17 protein-coding genes, 1 tRNA gene and 1 pseudogene are annotated in these 19,356 nt (G+C 70.8%); 11 read left to right on the top strand and 8 right to left on the bottom strand.

The genetic code is table 11. From position 1 onward, the window contains the following. Position 1: 1 nt before the first annotated feature. From dnaJ to dnaK, 3 genes are read right to left on the bottom strand one after another with little or no spacing between them, the layout of a single operon-like run. Positions 2-1,174: a molecular chaperone DnaJ gene (gene dnaJ, locus ACFYNX_RS20590; protein WP_125656170.1), complete on the bottom strand. Its 1,173-nt coding sequence runs from the start codon at positions 1,172-1,174 to the stop codon at positions 2-4. Between the two features lie 30 nt (positions 1,175-1,204). Next, complete coding sequence (grpE, locus tag ACFYNX_RS20585) at positions 1,205-1,867, bottom strand: nucleotide exchange factor GrpE (RefSeq protein WP_125656173.1); 663 nt, start codon at positions 1,865-1,867, stop codon at positions 1,205-1,207. Next, the gene (dnaK, locus tag ACFYNX_RS20580) at positions 1,864-3,708 is read right to left on the bottom strand and encodes a molecular chaperone DnaK (protein ID WP_125656176.1); all 1,845 of its coding nucleotides are present in this window, start codon (positions 3,706-3,708) and stop codon (positions 1,864-1,866) included. The genes grpE and dnaK overlap by 4 nt, the downstream gene beginning before the upstream one ends. Before the next feature lie 261 nt (positions 3,709-3,969). On the opposite strand from dnaK, the gene ACFYNX_RS20575 reads away from it, so the two are divergent. The 3 genes from ACFYNX_RS20575 (at position 3,970) to ACFYNX_RS20565 (ending at position 8,149) form a co-directional block, all read left to right on the top strand. Then, positions 3,970-4,536 (top strand): sugar transferase, encoded by a 567-nt coding sequence (locus ACFYNX_RS20575; RefSeq protein ID WP_388663069.1) that lies wholly within the window; start codon positions 3,970-3,972, stop codon positions 4,534-4,536. 267 nt (positions 4,537-4,803) lie between these two features. Then, on the top strand, positions 4,804-7,080 hold the full coding sequence (locus tag ACFYNX_RS20570; protein WP_388663067.1) for a (Fe-S)-binding protein: 2,277 nt from the start codon (positions 4,804-4,806) through the stop codon (positions 7,078-7,080). 139 nt (positions 7,081-7,219) lie between these two features. Further along, positions 7,220-8,149 (top strand): Yip1 family protein, encoded by a 930-nt coding sequence (locus ACFYNX_RS20565; RefSeq protein ID WP_388663065.1) that lies wholly within the window; start codon positions 7,220-7,222, stop codon positions 8,147-8,149. 73 nt (positions 8,150-8,222) lie between these two features. On the opposite strand, the gene ACFYNX_RS20560 is transcribed toward ACFYNX_RS20565, so the two are convergent. The 3 genes from ACFYNX_RS20560 to ACFYNX_RS20550 all read right to left on the bottom strand — a co-directional run bounded on the left by ACFYNX_RS20560 (position 8,223) and on the right by ACFYNX_RS20550 (position 9,551). Further along, positions 8,223-8,720 carry a phosphoribosyltransferase gene (locus tag ACFYNX_RS20560; RefSeq protein ID WP_388663063.1) on the bottom strand — a complete coding sequence of 166 codons (498 nt, stop codon included), beginning with the start codon at positions 8,718-8,720 and terminating at the stop codon, positions 8,223-8,225. Positions 8,721-8,733: 13 nt separating this feature from the next. Beyond that, positions 8,734-9,309 carry a dCTP deaminase gene (gene dcd, locus ACFYNX_RS20555; RefSeq protein ID WP_137988410.1) on the bottom strand — a complete coding sequence of 192 codons (576 nt, stop codon included), beginning with the start codon at positions 9,307-9,309 and terminating at the stop codon, positions 8,734-8,736. A gap of 68 nt (positions 9,310-9,377) precedes the next feature. Continuing rightward, positions 9,378-9,551: a hypothetical protein gene (locus tag ACFYNX_RS20550; RefSeq protein ID WP_388663061.1), complete on the bottom strand. Its 174-nt coding sequence runs from the start codon at positions 9,549-9,551 to the stop codon at positions 9,378-9,380. 167 nt (positions 9,552-9,718) lie between these two features. Between ACFYNX_RS20550 and ACFYNX_RS20545 the strand changes: the two genes are divergently transcribed. The 3 genes and pseudogenes from ACFYNX_RS20545 to ACFYNX_RS20535 form a co-directional block, all read left to right on the top strand. Then, a tRNA-Gly gene (locus ACFYNX_RS20545) sits at positions 9,719-9,789 on the top strand. Positions 9,790-10,000: 211 nt separating this feature from the next. Continuing rightward, positions 10,001-10,348 carry a transcriptional regulator gene (locus ACFYNX_RS20540; RefSeq protein ID WP_388663059.1) on the top strand — a complete coding sequence of 116 codons (348 nt, stop codon included), beginning with the start codon at positions 10,001-10,003 and terminating at the stop codon, positions 10,346-10,348. Between the two features lie 20 nt (positions 10,349-10,368). Beyond that, positions 10,369-10,624: pseudogene (locus tag ACFYNX_RS20535) on the top strand (hypothetical protein); the annotation flags it as partial. Between the two features lie 70 nt (positions 10,625-10,694). Here ACFYNX_RS20535 and ACFYNX_RS20530 read toward each other — a convergent pair. Both ACFYNX_RS20530 and ACFYNX_RS20525 read right to left on the bottom strand, forming a co-directional pair. Then, positions 10,695-11,084 carry a VOC family protein gene (locus ACFYNX_RS20530; RefSeq protein ID WP_388663057.1) on the bottom strand — a complete coding sequence of 130 codons (390 nt, stop codon included), beginning with the start codon at positions 11,082-11,084 and terminating at the stop codon, positions 10,695-10,697. A 286-nt stretch (positions 11,085-11,370) separates the two neighbouring features. Further along, positions 11,371-12,645: a M23 family metallopeptidase gene (locus ACFYNX_RS20525; RefSeq protein ID WP_388663055.1), complete on the bottom strand. Its 1,275-nt coding sequence runs from the start codon at positions 12,643-12,645 to the stop codon at positions 11,371-11,373. Between the two features lie 584 nt (positions 12,646-13,229). Here ACFYNX_RS20525 and ACFYNX_RS20520 point away from each other — a divergent pair. The 5 genes from ACFYNX_RS20520 (at position 13,230) to ACFYNX_RS20500 (ending at position 19,353) form a co-directional block, all read left to right on the top strand. Continuing rightward, entirely contained in the window at positions 13,230-14,069 is an 840-nt protein-coding gene (locus tag ACFYNX_RS20520) for a helix-turn-helix transcriptional regulator (RefSeq protein ID WP_388663053.1), read from the top strand. Positions 14,070-14,319: 250 nt separating this feature from the next. Then, complete coding sequence (locus tag ACFYNX_RS20515) at positions 14,320-15,222, top strand: 3-hydroxybutyryl-CoA dehydrogenase (RefSeq protein ID WP_388663421.1); 903 nt, start codon at positions 14,320-14,322, stop codon at positions 15,220-15,222. Between the two features lie 48 nt (positions 15,223-15,270). Beyond that, positions 15,271-16,482 (top strand): aminotransferase class I/II-fold pyridoxal phosphate-dependent enzyme, encoded by a 1,212-nt coding sequence (locus tag ACFYNX_RS20510; protein ID WP_388663051.1) that lies wholly within the window; start codon positions 15,271-15,273, stop codon positions 16,480-16,482. Continuing rightward, positions 16,475-17,734 carry an MFS transporter gene (locus ACFYNX_RS20505; protein WP_388663049.1) on the top strand — a complete coding sequence of 420 codons (1,260 nt, stop codon included), beginning with the start codon at positions 16,475-16,477 and terminating at the stop codon, positions 17,732-17,734. The genes ACFYNX_RS20510 and ACFYNX_RS20505 overlap by 8 nt, the downstream gene beginning before the upstream one ends. A gap of 14 nt (positions 17,735-17,748) precedes the next feature. Next, the gene (locus tag ACFYNX_RS20500; RefSeq protein WP_388663047.1) at positions 17,749-19,353 is read left to right on the top strand and encodes a carboxyl transferase domain-containing protein; all 1,605 of its coding nucleotides are present in this window, start codon (positions 17,749-17,751) and stop codon (positions 19,351-19,353) included. The last annotated feature ends 3 nt before the right edge of the window (positions 19,354-19,356 follow it).

The following is a 19,356-nucleotide window of genomic DNA, read 5'->3' as shown; positions in this document are numbered from 1 at the left end:
GTCACGCTCCCTTCGCGGCCTGGAACAGCTCGGCCCGCGGGTCCTCGGAGGCGGTCGCCTCGCGGTAGGTCTCCAGGGCCTCGCGTGCCTTGTCGTCCAGCTCCTTCGGCACGGCGACCTCGACCGTGACGAGCAGGTCGCCGCGCGTGCCGTCCTTGCGGACCGCGCCCTTGCCCCGGGCGCGCATGGTCCGGCCGTTCGGCGTGCCCGCGGGCAGCTTGAGGGTGACCGCGGGGCCGCCGAGGGTCGGCACCCTGACCTCGCCGCCGAGCGCCGCCTCCGTGAAGGAGACCGGCACCGTGACGGTGAGGTTGTCGTCCTTGCGGCCGAAGACCGGGTGGGCGTCGACGCGCACCACGACGTACAGGTCGCCGTTGGGCCCGCCGCGCTCGCCCGGCGCGCCCTTGCCGCGCAGCCGGATCTTCTGGTGGTCGCTCACGCCGGCCGGGATGCGGACCTGCATGGTGCGGGAGGACTTGGCCCGGCCGCTGCCCTTGCAGACGTCGCAGGGGGTCTCGGCGATGAGGCCGCGCCCCTTGCAGTCCACGCAGGGGTCGGTGAGCGAGAAGCCGCCGCCGCTGCCGCGCGAGACCTGCCCGGTGCCGACGCAGGTCGGGCACACCCGGGGGGTGCCGTTCTTGTCGCCGGTGCCCGAACACGCCGTGCACGGCTGCTGGCTGGACATCCGCAGCGGCACGGTCGCGCCCTCGATGGCCTCGGTGAAGCTGAGGGTCACCTCGGACTCGATGTCCTGGCCGCGCCGCGGCTGGGTGCGGGCGCCGCCACCGCCGCGGTTGAACAGGCCGCCGAAGACGTCCCCGATGCCGCCGCCACCGCCGCCGAAGCCGCCGGCCCCGCCCTGGGCGCCCCCGAAGAGGTCGCCCAGGTCGAAGTTGAACGAGCCTCCGCCGGGACCGCCGGCCCGGAGGCCGCCGTTCCCGAAGAGCGCGCGGGCCTCGTCGTACTCCTTGCGCCGCTTGGGGTCACCGAGGACGTCGTTCGCCTCGGAGATCTCCTTGAAGCGCTCCTCGGCCTTGGTGTCGCCCTTGTTGGCGTCCGGATGGTTCTCGCGGGCGAGCTTCCGGTACGCCTTCTTGATCTCGGCCTCGGTGGCGTCCTTGGGGACGCCGAGGACCTTGTAGTAGTCCTTCTCGACGAAGTCCTTCGTGCTCATCGACGTCCCTCCTTCCGGACGATCGTTGCGTCACCCCTCCTCGGGGGCACCGCTCTCCTCGTCGGCCGACTTCTTCTCGTCCTTGGCCGGGGCCGCGCCCGGCTGGGGCTCGGCGACGGCCACGCGCGCGGGCCTGATGGTCCGCTCGCCGATCCGGTACCCGGGCTGCAGGATCGCCACGCAGGTCGTCTCGGTGACGTCCGGCGCGTACGAGTGCATCAGGGCCTCGTGGATCGTCGGGTCGAAGGGCTCGCCCTCCTTGCCGAACTGCTGCAGACCCATCTTGGCGACGACGGTCTCCAGCGATTCGGCCACCGACTTGAACCCGCCCACGAGCTCGCCGTGGTCCCGGGCCCGGCCGACGTCGTCGAGCACGGGCAGGAGCTCGGACAGGAGGCTCGCGACGGCGATCTCCTTGACCGTGACCCGGTCCCGCTCCACGCGGCGGCGGTAGTTCTGGTACTCGGCCTGGAGCCGCTGGAGGTCCGCGGTGCGCTCGTCGAGCGCGGAGCGCACCTGGTCCAACTGGGCGGTGAGGCCCGCGGCACCGGCCGGCTTCTGGCTGCTTGCGTCCCCGGCCGGGGCCGTCGCGTCCTCCTGGGCGGAGTCCTCGACGGCCTCGGCGGCGTCGTCAGGGGTGGCGCCGGAGGGGACGTCGGGCTTCTCCTCGAAGCCCGGGGTCTCCTCGGTCACGCCTGGCCGCCCTTCTTGGGCTCGTCGTCCACGATCTCGGCGTCGACGACGTCGTCGTCGGCCTTGGCCTGGCCGGCACCGGCGTCGCCGCCGGCCGCCTGGGCGCCCTGGGCGTCGGCGTACAGCGCCTGGCCGAGCTTCTGCGAGACGGCCGCGACCTTCTCGGTGGCGGTGCGGATCTCGGCGGTGTCCTCGCCCTTGAGCTTCTCCTTCAGCTCGGCGAGGGCGCCCTCGACCTCGTCCTTGACGTCGCCGGGAACCTTGTCCTCGTTGTCCTTGAGGAACTTCTCCGTCTGGTAGACGAGCTGCTCGCCCTGGTTGCGGGACTCGGCGGCCTCGCGGCGGCGGTGGTCCTCGTCCGCGTACTGCTCGGCCTCCTGGCGCATCCGGTCGACCTCGTCCTTCGGCAGCGAGGAGCCGCCGGTGACGGTCATCTTCTGCTCCTTGCCCGTGCCCAGGTCCTTCGCGGTCACGTGCATGATGCCGTTGGCGTCGATGTCGAAGGCGACCTCGATCTGCGGGACGCCGCGCGGGGCCGGCGGGAGGCCGGTCAGCTCGAACATGCCGAGCTTCTTGTTGTACGCCGCGATCTCGCGCTCGCCCTGGTAGACCTGGATCTGCACGGACGGCTGGTTGTCCTCGGCCGTCGTGAAGATCTCGGACCGCTTGGTCGGGATCGTGGTGTTGCGCTCGATGAGCTTGGTCATGATGCCGCCCTTGGTCTCGATGCCGAGGGACAGCGGGGTCACGTCGAGGAGCAGGACGTCCTTGACCTCGCCCTTGAGGACACCGGCCTGGAGGGCGGCGCCGATGGCGACGACCTCGTCCGGGTTGACGCCCTTGTTGGCGTCCTGACCGCCGGTCAGCTCCTTGACGAGCTCGGCGACGGCCGGCATGCGGGTCGAGCCGCCGACGAGGACGACGTGGTCGATCTCGGAGAGCTGGATGCCCGCGTCCTTGATGACGTTGTGGAACGGCACCTTGCAGCGCTCGAGCAGGTCGGAGGTGAGCTGCTGGAACTGGGCGCGCGTGAGCTTCTCGTCCAGGTGCAGCGGGCCCTCGGCGGAGGCCGTGATGTAGGGCAGGTTGATCGTGGTCTCGGTCGAGGACGAGAGCTCGATCTTCGCCTTCTCGGCCGCCTCGCGCAGACGCTGGAGGGCCATCTTGTCCTTGGCCAGGTCCACGCCGTGACCGTTCTGGAACTGCGTCACCAGGTAGTCGACGACGCGCTGGTCCCAGTCGTCGCCACCGAGGTGGTTGTCGCCGTTGGTGGCCTTCACCTCGACGACGCCGTCGCCGATCTCCAGGAGGGACACGTCGAAGGTGCCGCCACCGAGGTCGAAGACGAGGATCGTCTGGTCGTCCTTGTCCAGGCCGTAGGCCAGGGCGGCCGCGGTCGGCTCGTTGACGATGCGCAGGACGTTGAGGCCCGCGATCTCACCGGCCTCCTTGGTGGCCTGGCGCTCGGAGTCGTTGAAGTACGCCGGGACGGTGATGACCGCGTCGACGACCTTCTCGCCCAGGTAGGCCTCGGCGTCCCGCTTCAGCTTCTGCAGGATGAAGGCGCTCATCTGCTGCGGGTTGAAGTTCTTGCCGTCGATCTCGATCTTCCAGTCGGTGCCCATGTGGCGCTTGACCGACCGGATGGTCCTGTCGACGTTGGTGACGGCCTGGCGCTTGGCCACCTCGCCGACGAGCACCTCGCCGTTCTTCGCGAAGGCGACGACGGACGGCGTGGTCCTGGCGCCCTCGGCGTTGGTGATGACGGTGGGCTCGCCGCCTTCCAGAACGCTGACGACGGAGTTAGTCGTGCCCAGGTCGATGCCGACCGCACGTGCCATTTCGATTCCTCCAGCTACCTGACTTGAGTGGTACTGACTCAAGGATGCACGACCTCGGGTGCCGAGTCAACAGACATGAGCCGAGTCGACTCAACTCTTCGTCCGGCCATCCGCTCACGGGGCAGCTCCGGAGGGGTGGAGGAGCGCGTCATTCCCCTTCCCGGGAGGGCGACCCGTGAGAGAGTCCGGGTGCCCCTTCCCGGGCAAAGCGGGCATATTCCACGAATATCCCATGATTCTCACGCGGAAGGATGTGGGGGAATGGCGGTCGGTGGGAGCGCGGCGGTCCACGGGAGCACGGCGGCCGGCAGGGGCGCGGCGGCCAAGCGCGCCTTCGACGTCGTGGGCGGGCTCGCCCTCCTCGCCGTCCTGTCCCCCCTGTTCGCCGCCGTCGCCCTCTCGGTCGCGCTCGGCTCGGCGGCCCCCGGCCGCGGGGTGCTGCGCCGCCGGACGGTGGCGGGCCTGACGGGGCGGCCCTTCACGATGCTGACCTTCCGCACCAGGAGCCCGCTGGCCGCGCTGCCCCTGCTGCTGCACGTCGTGACGGGCCGGATGTCCCTGGTCGGGCCGTGTCCGCTGACCCCGGGCCACCGGGAGTGCGCGGGCGAGGGCCGCCGCCGGCTCTCCGTACGGCCGGGGCTCACCGGACCGTGGCAGATCAGCGGGCGCTCGGAGCTGCCGTGGGAGGAGCGGGAGCTGCTCGACCTCCACTACGTGGACCACCACTGGCTGGGGACGGACCTGCTCGTCCTGGCGCGTACGCTTCCAGCAGTGCGCAGACGCCGTGCGGCAGGTCGCGCGGCGACCCGTCCGGCGAGGACCGCGTGAACTCCGGCGGGAGCCGTCCGGGCTCCGGCGGGAGCCGTCCGGCTTGTCGTCCGGCTTCCGGCAGGGGCCACCCGGCCCCCGACAGGGGTCACCCGGCCTCCGGCAAGGGCGATCCGCGCTCCGGCAAGGGTTGCCTGAGCGACACAGATCACCGCGGGGTCCCCTGCATCAGCGGGCCCCGAACGGGTAATCTCAGCACGGACTAAATAAGTTACCGCTTAGTAGGCTCAGCTCAGGCACTGAGCGGGCCCGCTCGAGGAGCCCGTCATGCAACTCGCCGCGATCATTGTGTCGCTGACGCTGACCGTGGTCGGCGTTGCCCTGCTGGCTCGTGCCATCGGCCAGTTCGTCCGGTACTTCAAGCTCGGCCAGCCCGTCCCGGCCGGGACCCGGACCGACAACCCGTACCAGCGCAGCGTGACCCTGGTCAGGGAGTTCCTCGGCCACACGCGCATGAACCGCTGGGGCATCGTCGGCTTCGCCCACTGGTTCGTCGCGGTCGGCTTCCTGACCCTGCCGCCGACCCTGGCGCAGGCCTTCGGCCAGCTCTTCCAGGCCGACTGGACGCTGCCGGTGATCGGCGGCTTCCTGCCGTTCGAGCTGTACATCGAGTTCATCGGCGTGATGACGATCCTCGGCATCGCGGCCCTGATCGTGATCCGCCTCCTCAGCCTCCCGGGCCGGGCGGGCCGCAAGTCGCGCTTCGCCGGCTCCAAGGCGGGCCAGGCGTACTTCGTCGAGTACGTCATCCTCACCATCGGCCTGGCGATCTACGTGCTGCGCGGCCTGGAGGGCGCGATCCACCACGTCGAGCACTACGAGGCCGCGTACTTCGCCTCGTACCCGCTCGTCCTGGCCTTCAAGGGCCTGAGCCCGGTCGTCCTCCAGAACCTCATCTACTTCACCGCCATGGTGAAGATCAGCACGTCGTTCATCTGGATGATCGTCGTCTCGCTCAACACCAACATGGGCGTGGCCTGGCACCGGTTCCTCGGCTTCCCGAACATCTGGTTCAAGCGCAAGGCCGACGGCTCCACCGCGCTCGGCGCCCTCCAGCCGATGACCACCGGCGGCAAGGAGATCGACTGGGAGGACCCGGCCGAGGACGCCGTCTTCGGCGTCTCCCAGGTCGAGCAGTTCTCCTGGAAGGGCCTCCTGGACTTCTCCACCTGCACCGAGTGCGGCCGCTGCCAGTCGCAGTGCCCCGCCTGGAACACCGGCAAGCCCCTCTCCCCCAAGCTCCTGATCATGTCGCTGCGCGACCACGCGCACGCCAAGGCGCCGTACCTGCTCGCGGGCGGCGGCAAGACCATGGAGGGCGACGAGAAGGCGACCGAGGAACAGCTCGAGGACGTCCCCGCCGCCGCCCTGGCCGAGGCCGAGCGCCCCCTCATCGGCACCGCCGAGGAGAACGGCGTCATCGACCCCGACGTCCTGTGGTCCTGCACCACCTGCGGCGCCTGCGTCGAGCAGTGCCCGGTCGACATCGAGCACATCGACCACATCGTCGACATGCGCCGCTACCAGGTGATGATCGAGTCCGCGTTCCCGTCCGAGGCGGGCACGATGCTCAAGAACCTGGAGAAGAAGGGCAACCCCTGGGGCCTGGCGAAGAAGCAGCGCGTCGAGTGGACCAAGGAGGTCGACTTCGAGGTCCCGATCGTCGGCAAGGACGTCGAGGACCTCACCGAGGTCGACTACCTGTACTGGGTCGGCTGCGCGGGCGCCCTGGAAGACCGCGCCAAGAAGACCACCAAGGCCTTCGCCGAGCTCCTCCACATCGCGGGCGTCAAGTTCGCGATCATGGGCGGCGAGGAGAAGTGCACCGGTGACTCCCCCCGCCGCCTGGGCAACGAGCCGCTGTTCCAGCAGTTGGGCGCCGAGAACGTCGCGATGCTGAACATGGCGTTCGGCGAGTCCCTCGACGAGGACGGGGGCGTGGACGAGTCCACCAAGAAGCCGAAGTCGGCCAAGAAGATCGTCTCGACCTGCCCGCACTGCTTCAACACCATCGCCAACGAGTACCCGCAGCTCGGCGGCGACTACGAGGTCATCCACCACACCCAGTTGCTCCAGCACCTCATCGACGAGGGCAAGCTGATCCCGGTGACCCCGGTCGAGGGCCTCATCACCTACCACGACCCCTGCTACCTGGGCCGTCACAACAAGGTCTACACGCCGCCGCGCGAGATCATGTCCGCCGTCCCCGGCCTGCGCCAGCAGGAGATGCACCGCCACAAGGAGCGCGGCTTCTGCTGCGGCGCCGGCGGCGCCCGGATGTGGATGGAGGAGCGGATCGGCAAGCGCATCAACAACGAGCGCGTCGAGGAGGCCCTGTCCCTGAACCCGGACATCGTCTCCACCGCCTGCCCGTTCTGCCTCGTCATGCTGACCGACTCGGTCAACGGCAAGAAGAACGACGGCAAGGCCAAGGAGTCCGTCACGGTCGTGGACGTGGCCCAGCTCCTCCTCGACTCCGTGAAGACCCCGGTCGACCCGGAGCCGGCGGAGGAGACCGCGCCGGAGCCGGAGCCCGCCGCGTAACGGCACCGCGTACGGAAGGAACGGCCGCCCCGCACGTCCTGTGCGGGGCGGCCGTTCCCGTACGTACCGTCCCTTAGGGGATGTCACAGGTCAGCCGCAAAGGAGCGCCCGACCGGCGGAAGCGGGTACGTTCATTGACGTGGCTGGATTCAGGAACGGACGCGGCCGGGACAACCGCCCCCCGCAAGGACGACCGCAGCAGGCGCCGTACGGGTACGACGCGGCCCCGCCGCCAGGAGCACGGCAGCAGTGGCCCCAGCAGGGCCAGGGGCAGCCGCCGTACGGGCAGCAGGGGCAGCACGGACACGGGCAGCAGGGACGCGGGCAGCAGGGCGGCCATCAGGGCGGTCACGGGGCCGGGCAGCAGCCCTACGGCGAGCCGGAGTACTTCGGCGACCCCTACGGGCAGCAGCAGCACCCGCACGCGGTCACGGCGAACAACCCGGGCCACACGCAGATGTTCAGCGTGGACGACCCGTACGGCCCGGCCACGGACCACCACGCCGGCGCGGCCCCCGTCCCGATGGGCCCCCGGCTCCCCTGGAAGGCGCTCCTGAGCGGCATCGTGCTGCGGCCCGCGGACACGTTCCTGCGGACGCGGGACCACGCCGTCTGGGGTCCGGCGCTGATCGTCACCTTCCTCTACGGCCTGCTCGCGATCTTCGGCTTCGACACGGCCCGCGAAGAGGCGATCGACGCGACCCTGTCGACGGCGGTCCCGTACGTCCTGATGACCGCCCTCGGCTTCGTCGTCGGCGGACTGATCCTGGGCGCGGTCACCCACACCCTGGCCCGCCAGCTCGGCGGCGACGGGTCCTGGCAGCCGACCGTCGGCCTGTCGATGCTGATCATGTCGATCACGGACGCGCCCCGCCTGGTCTTCGCCCTCTTCCTGGGCGGCGAGAACGGCCTGGTCCAGGTCATCGGCTGGCTGACCTGGCTGGCGGCGGGCGCCCTCTTCACCGTGATGGTGAGCCGCTCCCACGACCTCCCGTGGCCGAAGGCCCTGGGCGCGTCGGCGATCCAGCTCGTGGCGCTCCTGAGCCTGATCAAGCTGGGCACGCTGTAGGAACGCGCACGCACACGGGGAAGGCCCCCGCCGGGTGTCGGCGGGGGCCTTCCCCACGTCCTGGGGCGGGGACTCAGGCGTCGAGGACCTGACCCTCACGACGGACGACGGGCGGCTCGACGCTCCAGGGGAAGTTGATCCACTCGTCGGTCTTCTTCCACACGTACTCGCACTTCACGAGGGAGTGGGACTTCTCGTAGACGACGGCCGAGCGGACCTCGGCGACGTGGTCGACGCAGAAGTCGTGGACGAGCTTCAGGGTCTTGCCGGTGTCCGCGACGTCGTCGGCGATGAGCACCTTCTTGTCGCTGAAGTCGATCGCGTTGGGGACGGGCGCCAGCATGACCGGCATCTCCAGGGTGGTGCCGACCCCGGTGTAGAACTCCACGTTCACGAGGTGGATGTTCTTGCAGTCCAGGGCGTAGGCCAGGCCGCCGGCGACGAAGACGCCGCCGCGGGCGATGGAGAGCACGACGTCGGGCTCGTAGCCGTCGTCGGCGATGGTCTGCGCCAGCTCGCGGACGGCCTGCCCGAACCCCTCGTACGTCAGGTTCTCGCGTACTTCACTCATGACTGCGACCGCCTCACACCTGGGTCCGATGGAAGTTCATGTACGAGCGGGAGGCCGTCGGCCCCCGCTGCCCCTGGTACCGCGAGCCGTACCGCTCGCTCCCGTACGGGTGCTCGGCGGGCGAGCTCAGCCGGAACATGCAGAGCTGGCCGATCTTCATCCCCGGCCAGAGCTTGATCGGCAGGGTGGCGAGGTTCGACAGCTCCAGGGTGACGTGCCCGGAGAACCCGGGGTCGATGAACCCGGCGGTGGAGTGCGTCACGAGCCCGAGCCGCCCGAGCGAGCTCTTCCCCTCCAACCGGGACGCGATGTCGTCCGGGAGGGTGATGACCTCGTAGGTGGAGGCGAGCACGAACTCACCCGGGTGGAGGATGAACGCCTCGTCGCCCTCCGGCTCGACCTCGCGCGTCAGGTCGAGCTGCTCGACGGCGGGGTCGATGTGCGGGTAGCGGTGGTTCTCGAACACCCGGAAGAAGCGGTCAAGCCTCACGTCGATGCTCGAGGGCTGCACCATGGATTCGTCGTACGGGTCGATGCGCACCCGCCCGGCATCGATCTCGGCCCGGATGTCCTTGTCTGAGAGAAGCACGCCCCCACGATACGCAGGGGGCGCGGACCTGCCCCAATCGGCGGGGCCCGCGCCCCGGCGCTCCCGGCTCAGCGCCGCTCGAGCTCCACCGGCACCGCGTGCCGCAGCCGCGCACACCGCGGACACCGGATGAGCCGCCCGGGCCCGATCCGCCCGGCCCCGAGCTGCTGGAGCGGGAACGAGGCGGTACTGAACACGTGCCCCTCGGCACAACGGACGACGGTGCGCTCCATGGAACCCATCAAGTCCCTTCCCCTACACATGCGGTGGACGAGCAGCCACCTTAGGCGACCGCGGCCCCCACTCCGGGACGGCACTCCGCACACGCCCGACGGGGGCGGCGACTTCGCCTCAACTGGCGCATGGGGTACAGTGTGCAACGATGCGGCACCGGTCATCCGGCCGCTGTGCGGATGTAGTTTAATGGTAGAACATGAGCTTCCCAAGCTTATAGCGCGGGTTCGATTCCCGTCATCCGCTCTTGCATGAAGCCCCAGGTCAGGTACCTGGGGCTTCGTCGTTGCGCGGGCTGGCTCAGATGCAGCGCACCACCTCCGCACCACCCGAGCCCAGCTCTTCGCGGCCCCTGCCACACGGCATCCACAAGCCCTGGGGATCACGCGTTCGCATCGCGTGCGTCACTGTGCGGGTTCCGCCCGGCCGCTCGGACCGACTGCGGAATGATCAAGGCATGGCAGCCACGCCCAGCGTCTCCGAGGTCCGCCGCGCCAGATTCGCCCAGCGGCTTCCCCTCGAGCTCTCGGAGCTCGACGGCCCCACGCACGGCATCGTCGACCTGCCGCTGCACCTCGTGTGGTCAGGCCTGCCCCGGTTCGATCTCGACCAGCCCCGGTCGCGGATGAGCTGCTACCGAATCGTCCTGGCCGAGGGACACCACGACGACCTGGTCCGCCACCTGAACAAGGAACTGCTCATCGGCATGTGGCCGATCCTGCGCACGCTGATCAGTCGGGACATCCGCGACGTCCGGGAGAGCGCCTTCAACGAGCTGGGTTCCGGCACCCAGGCGGCCGCGTGAACCTCACGGACCTGCACCGCCGAGCCGCGACCAGCCGCTGGAGTCACACAGAGCTCGAGGAGCTCGGCCGCCGCCACGCCCGCGACACCTTCGACCTCACGGATCTCCAGTCCCGGCTCGCCGGAGCCGACTGGATCGACGACACCGAGTTCGCCGCGTACGGACTCGACGGCCGGGGCATCAGCGAACTCCGCCAGTGGGCCACAGGCATGGGCTGACGACATCGCCGAGCGCCTCCATGAACGGGAAGCGCTGGAGGAGCCGCCCGAAGACTGACCCGCTTCGTTCGAAGGCCCAGGTCAGTGACCTGGGCCTTCTTCATACTCGGATCCGTCGGCGCGTGGGGTTACGAGGGCCGGCCGCCGTACGGCACGGTGATGAGTTCCATGGCGTGGCCCGTCGGGTCCATGAAGTACACGCCGCGGCCGCCGTCGTTGTGGTTGATCGTGCCGGGCTGCTTCCGCCGGGGGTCGGCGTAGTGCTCGATGCCGCGCCGTCTGATCTGCGCGTACGCCGCGTCGAACTCCTCCTCGGAGATCAGGAAGGCGTAGTGCTGGGGGGTGATGCTGTCCGCGGGGACGGTGGCGAAGTCCAGGGTGACGCCGTTGGCCAGGTCGACCGCGATGAACGGACCCCACTCGGCGGTGATTTCGAGAGGGAGGAGGTCCGCGAAGAACTCGGCGGACTCCCGGTTGTCCCGGGCGTGGACGATCGTGTGGTTCAACTCGACTGACAAGGAATGCCTCCGAGGGCATGTCCCGACACCTCCATGCCTCACCCAGCCGGTGACCGACACGCGATGTCGCCGTAGACCCTATCTCCATCTATCCAGTGGATCAACGGCAGTTGACGACGGTCACGGTTGCAGGAACCGGGGCGGGGACACGGCCGAAGTGGTGTCGTGGGGAGCGGCCGGCGTGTGGGCCACGGGGCCTTCCTTTCCCGACGTCCGCTCTTGTGCGAAGCCCCGGGTCGGCGACCCGGGGCTTCGTCGTCGTGCGGGTCCGTCCGCCGAGAAGCGGTCAGAACTCCAGTACCTCGCGGTCGAGCGGGTACCGGGCGTGGTGGGTGCCCTCGTACGGGGAGGGCGTGATCGGCAGGACGCCGGTCGGTTGCAGGCCCAGGTTGTCGTCCCAGACGCGGGGTTCGACCCGTCCGACGACGCGGAACTCCCGGAAGGTGAACGGCGGGCTGTCGGTGGGGAAGAACTCGGGCGTGGTCATCACCTGGAAGTGCAGGTGCGGCGTGGTCGAGTTGCCGCTGTTGCCGATCAGGCCGAGGACCCGGCCGGGTTCGACGTGGTCGCCTTCCCGGACCCTGGGCGAGCCGGGCGTCAGGTGGGCGTAGAGCAGGTAGCGGCCCGGCGCGACCTCCACGGTGACGTGGTTGCCGACGGTCTCGTCGATCGGCGGGATCGGCGGTGCGACGGGCGGCACGTTGTCCGGGATCCCGTCCCGGACCTCCACCACCCTGCCGCCGGCCGCGGCGACGACCGGCTGCCGGTAGCTCAGGTAGCTGGTGAGCCGGGCGGGGTCGCCCTCCCAGGTCCGACCCCGCTCGCCGACCCGGTACCAGTCGATCGCGAAGCGCTGCGGCACGTCGAAGCGGCCGTCGATCGGGGCGAGCCCGCGCCGGTGGTGGGTGTTGCCGCAGCACGACTCGCTGGAGTACCAGGTGCCCGGGCGGACCGGCGCGTCCAGGTTCAGCGGCTCGGTGCGGTCGGTCGGGGTGACCTGGACCGTCTCCTCGAACGCGGAGGGCCCGGAGGCGGCGAGGACGGCGCCCGAGAGGTGGTGTTCGAGGACCTTGGGCACCCGCTGGCCGCGGTCGAGGACCAGGTCGAGCCAGATGACCCACTGCTGGGAGCCCGGGATGACGGTCGGCGTCGGCGCCGGGGGCGCCGGGGCGTACCCGTCCGCGCCCGGCAGTGGGTCGCCCACCGGGTTGGCGGCATCGGCCAGCGCCCGCCCGCTCAGCGAGCCCACCACCCGGTGCGTGCGGGCGTCCCGGACCTCGACGCGGTCGAGCCGCACCCGCGTGCTGCCGGGCAGGGCGCTCGTGGTGAGCAGTTCGTACGAGAGGTGCGTCCTGCCGTCCGTGGCGGTGAACGGCGCCGGTTCGGTCATCACCGCCGCCGTCAACGGCGTGAACTGCGGGCCGGACTCCGGCCCGGCCGGTCCGGTTCCGTATCCGGGTGCCGTCGAGGCCGCCAGCAGGCCGACTGCGAGCGCGGCGGTGGCGAGCCCGCGACGTAGGGGGCCGCGGCCGGTGTGCTTGCGGGGGGCACGCTCTGCCATGGTGCTCTTCCAGTCGTCGGATCCGGGGCCGTGAGGGACACCGGCACGCCCCGCGCCGAGGCGCAGGGCCATGTAATCCGGCGCCGCGCCGCTCCGGGCGTACGGCGCCGGGGGCGGGTGGCGAACTCCACCCGTCCAGCCGCACCGGACCGCCGGGCAGGAGTCGGCACGCGGAGCCCCGGGTCTGCGACACCGGCACCCCAGCGCTCCTGGGGGTCCTGGACACCGGGCCCGGCCCGGAAGGCCCCGCGTCCGCGCCGGCCCCGGCGTCGAGGTTCTCGTCGACGGCGGCCTCCTCGTGGGCACCGGGGCGGTCGCCGGGGGCCGGGTCGTGGGGAAGGTGACGGACTTCGGTCCGGACGGGGTCCGCGTGCCGGCGCACCGCGGCGCCGTGGTCCCCGGTGCCGGGCACGAGGGGAAGGCCGTCGCGGTCGGGCCCGGCCGTGACGGCCGGTCACGAGGTGTGCCCTGCGGGGGTCAGGAGGGGTGAACAGCGCAGCTCACCGGTGGTGTCGTCCGATCCCGACGCCCCATACCCTTCAGTAACATCACTGCTTCGAACGACTGCACGGGGGAAGTGTCGAATGGCTGGGCGGGAACGCGGTACCGGACTCACTCCTGGTCAGGGCCCCGGTGGGCCGGCCCCGGCGGACGTGGCGGGGCTCGCGGTCCTGCTGCGGAGCTGGCGCGTCCGCGCCGGGCAGCGGCGCGGCCTCGGCGCCCCCCTGCCCCAGAGCGAGGTGGCCGACGACATCGGCATGAGCGTGCGCTGGTACCGCGACCTGGAACGCGGCACGACCCCGCGCCTCGACCCCCGCGTGCTCTCCCGCCTGGCGGACGTCCTCGGCCTCGACGTGGACGAACGCGCGGCGCTGCACTTCCACGCCTTCGGCGGCACCCCGTACGCGCCCCGGCCGCACGCCGGCGACCCGGCCGGTCTGCCCGCCCTCCAGCAGCAGGTCGACCGGCAGTTGCCCCGCCCCGCCTACGTGACCGACACCCGCTGGGACATCGTCACGTACAACAGCGCCATGGCCGAGTGGTTCCCCTGGGTCCTCGCCCGGGACGCCAACCTCATCCGATGGGGGCTGACCACCCAGGAGGCCCGTGAGCAGCTCGTGGACTGGCCCCGGCACGCGTACATCTACCTCGCCATGATCCGTTTCGCCATGGCCGAGCGCCCGGACGAGCCGGGACTCTCGGCGCTGCTGCGGGAGGTCCTCCAGGACCCCACCTGCCGGCGCCTGTGGGAAGAGCGGACGTGCATCGTCGGCAACCGGGACGGCCACCGCTTCCGGCTGAGCCTTCCGCACGTCTCGCCCGGCACCATCGACGTGGTGACGCAGGTCCTGCTGCCCGCCGGACAGCCGGGGCTGCGGTTCGTCGTTCTCGGGAGCGCGGCGTCGTCCCCGTCCGACGACTGATCACACACCACCGCAACCCCGCGGATCAATACCCGGCGACCGGCAAAGATCTGCCGGTCGCCGATTCCGGCACCGGCAGATCTTTGCCGGTTCGGATCCGTTGACACCCGGAACCACTTGCGGGTTTTCTCGATTTCTCCGGGACGTGTTCAGGCCGTCCCGTGGAGAGAGAATCCGGAGATCGGTGTTGCGGGTGTTCACGAACAACGAGAAGTCATTCCTGGGAGACGGCGTCTGGGGCGCCCTCCCGATCGAGGACACCGCCCGCGAAGCCGCCGTACGACCGGAGCCCACCGCCCGCCCCGTCCGGCGCGTCGGCGTGGTCGGCTCGGGCACGATGGGCGGAGGCATCGTCGAGCTGTGCGCCCTGCGCGGCCTGGACGTCCGGCTCGCGGTGTCCCGGGAGTCCTCGCTGGTCTCCGCACCCCGTCGCCTCGCGGCGTCCCTGGACCGGGGAGTGGCCAAGGGCCGGCTCTCCGGGGCGGAACGGGACGCGGCGCTGTCCAGGGTCTCCGTCACCGTCGACCTGGGGGACCTGAGCGACCGCCAGCTCGTGATCGAGGCCGTCCCGGAGGACGAGGAGCTCAAGCTCGACCTGTTCGCCACGCTCGACAAGGTCGTGGACACGGACGCGCTCCTGGCCTCGACGACCTCGGCGATCACCATCACCCGGCTGGCCCGTGCCACGGCGCACCCGGGCCGGGTGATCGGGATCCACTTCTTCAACCCGGTCGTCTCGCTGCCCCTGGTGGAACTGGTCCCGACGCTGCTCACCGACCCGGGCGTCCTCCGGCGCGCGGAGACCTTCGTCGCCGAGACGCTCGGCAAGGACCCGATCCCGGCCGGGGACCGCAGCGGTTTCGTGGTCAACGCGCTGCTCGTCCCCTACCTGCTGTCGGCCGTCCGCATGGTCGAGTCGGGCTTCGCGTCGGTCGAGCACGTCGACCGCGGAATGGAACGCGGCTGCGCCCATCCCATGGGCCCCCTGCGGCTGTGCGACCTCATCGGCCTCGACGTCGTCGCGGCGGCCGCCGATTCCCTGTACGAGGAATTCAAGGAGCCCCTCTACGCTCCGCCGTCACTTCTCTCGCGCATGGTGGAATCCGGACTCCTCGGCAGGAAGACGGGCCGCGGATTCTATGCGTACGCGTAGCTCGCGGAAAAGCACTCAGTCCAGCTCACGGATTTCAGGAGCATACGCATGCACGCGTATATGAACATCAAGAAGTCGGCGCGGATCAGCCACGACTTCTGGGAGACCACCACCAAGGCCGGCATGTTCGACATCGTCGCGGCCGGTCTGGGCGGGGGGCGCCACCGGTCGCTCACCGACGGGCACGAGTTCGTCAACATGTCCTCGTACTCGTACCTCGGCCTGGACACCCACCCGAAGATCGTCCAGGGCGCGGTCGACGCCGTGCTGGCGGAGGGCGCGCTCAACACCTCGACGTCCCGCATGCGGATACGTTTCGCCGCGCTGAAGGACGCCGAGGACGCCCTGTCGGAGCTGTTCGACGTGGAGGCCGTGACCGTGGCCTCCTGCGCCGCGGCGGCCTGGGCGAGCCTGCCCCTGCTCGCCTCGGGGCTCCTCACCGGCGGCGAACCGCCGCTGATGGTCTTCGACAAGAACGCGCACTTCTGCCTCAACGCGATGAAGGCGAACGTGGCCGACGAGGCCCCCCTCACCACCATCCGGCACGACGACATCGAGGCCCTCGAAGACCTCTGCAAGAAGCACCCCCTGGTCGCGTACGTCGCCGACGGCGTGTACAGCACCGGCGGGAAGGCGCCGATCGGGGAACTGCTGCGGCTCCAGGAGAAGTACGGCCTGTTCCTGTTCTTCGACGAGGCCCACGGCATCTCCACCGTCGGCGAGCGCGGTCGGGGCGCGGTCCTGGAGGCCATGGGCGGGATCAACGACCGGACGCTGATCATCACGTCCCTCAACAAGGGCTTCGGCGCCTCGGGCGGCGCGATCTTCCTCGGCCGCAAGGGCTCGCAGGACCGGCGCGACGTCGCCCTGCGCAACGGCGGCCCGCTGATGTGGTCGCAGCGGATCAACACCGCCGGCCTCGGCGCCGTCCTGGCCTCGGTCGACCTGCACCGCTCGGACGAGCTCCCGGAGCTCCAGCGCCGGCTCCAGGAGAACATCGACCTCTTCGACCGCCTGCTCCCGACCGGGCTGAGCGGCGACGGCCTGCCGATCCGCTTCGTGGACGTCGGCTCCGAGGACGCGACCGTCCACCTGGCCCAGGCGCTGCTGGAGCGCGGCTACTACGCCTCCCCGATCTTCTTCCCCGTCATCGCCCGCGGGAAGGCCGGCCTGCGGCTGATGCTCCGCGCGAACATGAGCACGGCCGAGATCGAGGACTTCTGCCGGCAGCTCGGGGAACTGCGGGACCGGCATGTCTGAGGACCGGTCCACGGGCGCGTCACCGACGGCCGAGGTGCCGCCCGGCGCGTCCGCCCGCGGGCCGGAGCGCCGCACGATGGCCGTCGGCTGTCTGCTGGTGTTCATGGCGCAGATGGCCACCACCATCTACCTGCCGTCCCTGCCCGCGGTCCAGCACGACCTGGGCGTCTCCCGCAGCTTCGCCGCGCTGTCCGTGTCCCTCTTCGTCATCGGCGCCGCGGCGCCCGTGGTGCTGTGGGGGCGTGCGGCGGACCGGTACGGGCGCCGCGCCTCGCTGCTCGCCGCCCTCGCGCTGTTCGTCGTCTCCAGCGCCCTGCTGGCCGTGAACCCCTCCGCCGAGGCCCTGCTGGTCCTGCGCTGCGCACAGGGCATCGGCGCGGGCGGCGCGGCCATCATCGCCCGCATCTTCGTACGCGACCTCGGCGGCGGCGACGCGCTCGCCCGCCGGCTTTCGGTGCTGTCGATCGCCTTCGTCACCGCCCTCGGCGGTGGCCAGTTCCTCGGCGGCCTCATCGGCAGGTACGCCCACTGGCAGTCGGGTTTCGTCGTGCTGGCCGTGGTCGGGGCCGTCGGTGCGGCCGGGGCGGTGACGCTGCCCCTGGACCCCGGCCGGGGGCGCGCCGAGCAGACGAACATGATCCGGATCTACCTGCGCATCCTGACCGTTCCGGCCTTCCTGCTGCCCACCGTCGCCGGCGGGCTCGGCTTCGCCACGATCGTCCTCCTCCAGGAGGTCGCGCCCTTCGTCTTCCAGGACCACTTCGGCCTGGGCGTGGACGCGTACGGCAACACGGGGCTGCTGTTCGGGCTGGCGTACTTCGCGGGCGCGGTCATGGTGAACCGGCGCGTCGCCGCGGCCGGTTCGGGCCGGCTCATGCGGACCGGCGCCCTGATCATGACCGGCGCCGGCCTCCTGCTGGTCGTCCTCTGGCTGCTGCCGTCCGTGCCGCTGACGGCCGCGCTCGTGGTGTTCACCGCCCTGTACTGCGCCGTCACCTTCGGACAGGCGGCGCTGTTCCCCAGCAGCATGGCCGTCGCGGTGAGCGCCGTGAAGGACCACGGCGCGTACGCCGTCGCCCTGTGCGGGTTCCTCGCCCAGTCCATCGCCGGCGTCGTGGCGACCTTCGCGGTCCTGCTGCACGCCGACCTCGTCTGGGCGGGCGTCGCCGCGGCGCTCAGCGCCCTGGCCTACCTCCTCGTACGCCGTGACGCCCCCGCACGGCGCACGGCGGCCACCCCCACCGAAGGCTGACCCGACCAGAGACCATGACGACACTTCGCTCCCACATCGACACCTCGTCAGAGGTGTTCCACCGCAACGCCGAAGCCTTCGCGCACAAGCGGCAGGTCATCGCCGAAGCGCGGGCGGCCGCCGTCGCCGGCGGGGACGCCCGGGCCCACCGCCGCCATGCCGAACGCGGCAAACTCACCGCACGCCGACGCGTCTTCCACCTGCTCGACCCCGGCACCCCGTTCATGGAGATCGGGCAGTTGGTCGGCCACGACGTCTACGACGAGCCGGTCCCCTCGGCCGCGCTGGTCACCGGGATCGGCGTGGTCGGCGGCCGGCCGGTCATGGCCTTCGCCAACGACGCGACCGTGAAGGGCGGCACGTACTTCCCGCTCACGGTGCAGAAGCACCTGCGCGCCCAGAAGATCGCCCGCGAGAACGGCCTGCCCTGCGTCTACCTGGTGGACTCGGGCGGCATCTACCTCCCGCTCCAGGAGGACCTGTTCCCCGACGAGTACCACCTGGGGCGCGTCTTCCGGAACATCGCCGAGCTCTCGGCGCTCGGGCTGCCCCAGATCGCGGCCGTCATGGGCTCGTGCACCGCCGGAGGCGCGTACATCCCCGCGATGTGCGACGAGGCGGTCATCGTCCGGGGCAACGGCACCATCTTCCTCGGCGGTCCCCAGTTGGTCCGCGCGGCCACCGGTGAGGTGGTCGACGCGGAGACCCTCGGCGGCGCGGACCTGCACACCCGGGTCACCGGCGTCGCCGATCACCTGGCCGAGAACGACGAACACGCCCTGGAGCTGGTACGGGACATCGTGCGGCGGACCGGGCCCGGCCCGGTGTCGCCGCCGCCGCGGACCCCCCGGCCGCCCCTGTACGACCCGGCCGAGCTGCCCGGCATCCTGAGCGCCGACCTGCGCGAGCACATCCCGGCCCGCGAGATCCTCGCCCGGCTCCTCGACGGCAGCGAGTTCGCCGAGTACCGCGCCCGGTACGGCCCCACCCTCGTCTGCGGCACCGGCCACATCGGCGGCTACCCGGTCGGGGTGGTGATCAACGACGGCGTGCTGTTCCCGGAGAGCGCGCAGAAGGGCGCGAACTTCATCGAACTGTGCGCCCAGCGCGACATCCCGCTGCTCTTCCTGCACAACATCAACGGCTTCATGGTCGGCGCCGAGTACGAGGCCGACGGCATCGCCAAGCACGGCGCGAAGCTCGTCAACGCCGTCTCGTGCGCCAAGGTGCCCAAGTTCAGCCTGGTGGTCGGCGGCAGCTTCGGGGCGGGCAACTTCGCGATGTGCGGCAGGTCCATGGGCCCCCGGCTGATGGCCATGTGGCCGAACGCCAAGTCCACCGCCGTCGGCGCGGAGCAGACCGCGACGGTGATGGCGCTGATCCGCGGCGACCAGCTCGCCAAGGAGGGCAAGACCCTCTCCGCCGAGGAAGAGGAGTCGATCAGGCGCCCCATCATCGAGACGTACGAACGGCAGTCCCATCCGCTGTACTACGCCGCCAGGTTGTGGGTGGACGCCGTGGTGGACCCGACCGACACCCGTGAGTGGCTGACGCTCTGTCTGGCGACCGCCGCGGACGCCCCCCAGCAGGAGACACGTTTCGGCGTGTTCAGGATGTGACGA

It is taken from the genome of Streptomyces sp. NPDC007872, assembly GCF_042868165.1.
Taxonomy (GTDB): Bacteria; Actinomycetota; Actinomycetes; order Streptomycetales; family Streptomycetaceae; genus Streptomyces.
The sequence above is the reverse complement of the archived record's forward strand: the minus strand, read 5'-3'. Positions and strand labels throughout refer to the sequence as shown.

What these genes read in the sequence shown, in the direction of transcription:
- dnaK (WP_125656176.1), bottom strand. Translation starts at nt 3,708, where the DNA reads ATGGCACGTGCGGTCGGCATCGACCTGGGCACGACTAACTCCGTCGTC.
- ACFYNX_RS20550 (WP_388663061.1), bottom strand. Translation starts at nt 9,551, where the DNA reads ATGGGTTCCATGGAGCGCACCGTCGTCCGTTGTGCCGAGGGGCACGTG.
- dnaJ (WP_125656170.1), bottom strand. Translation starts at nt 1,174, where the DNA reads ATGAGCACGAAGGACTTCGTCGAGAAGGACTACTACAAGGTCCTCGGC.
- ACFYNX_RS20505 (WP_388663049.1), top strand. Translation starts at nt 16,475, where the DNA reads ATGTCTGAGGACCGGTCCACGGGCGCGTCACCGACGGCCGAGGTGCCG.
- ACFYNX_RS20540 (WP_388663059.1), top strand. Translation starts at nt 10,001, where the DNA reads ATGGCAGCCACGCCCAGCGTCTCCGAGGTCCGCCGCGCCAGATTCGCC.
- ACFYNX_RS20510 (WP_388663051.1), top strand. Translation starts at nt 15,271, where the DNA reads ATGCACGCGTATATGAACATCAAGAAGTCGGCGCGGATCAGCCACGAC.
- ACFYNX_RS20525 (WP_388663055.1), bottom strand. Translation starts at nt 12,645, where the DNA reads ATGGCAGAGCGTGCCCCCCGCAAGCACACCGGCCGCGGCCCCCTACGT.
- ACFYNX_RS20560 (WP_388663063.1), bottom strand. Translation starts at nt 8,720, where the DNA reads ATGAGTGAAGTACGCGAGAACCTGACGTACGAGGGGTTCGGGCAGGCC.
- ACFYNX_RS20575 (WP_388663069.1), top strand. Translation starts at nt 3,970, where the DNA reads ATGGCGGTCGGTGGGAGCGCGGCGGTCCACGGGAGCACGGCGGCCGGC.
- ACFYNX_RS20500 (WP_388663047.1), top strand. Translation starts at nt 17,749, where the DNA reads ATGACGACACTTCGCTCCCACATCGACACCTCGTCAGAGGTGTTCCAC.
- ACFYNX_RS20520 (WP_388663053.1), top strand. Translation starts at nt 13,230, where the DNA reads ATGGCTGGGCGGGAACGCGGTACCGGACTCACTCCTGGTCAGGGCCCC.
- ACFYNX_RS20570 (WP_388663067.1), top strand. Translation starts at nt 4,804, where the DNA reads ATGCAACTCGCCGCGATCATTGTGTCGCTGACGCTGACCGTGGTCGGC.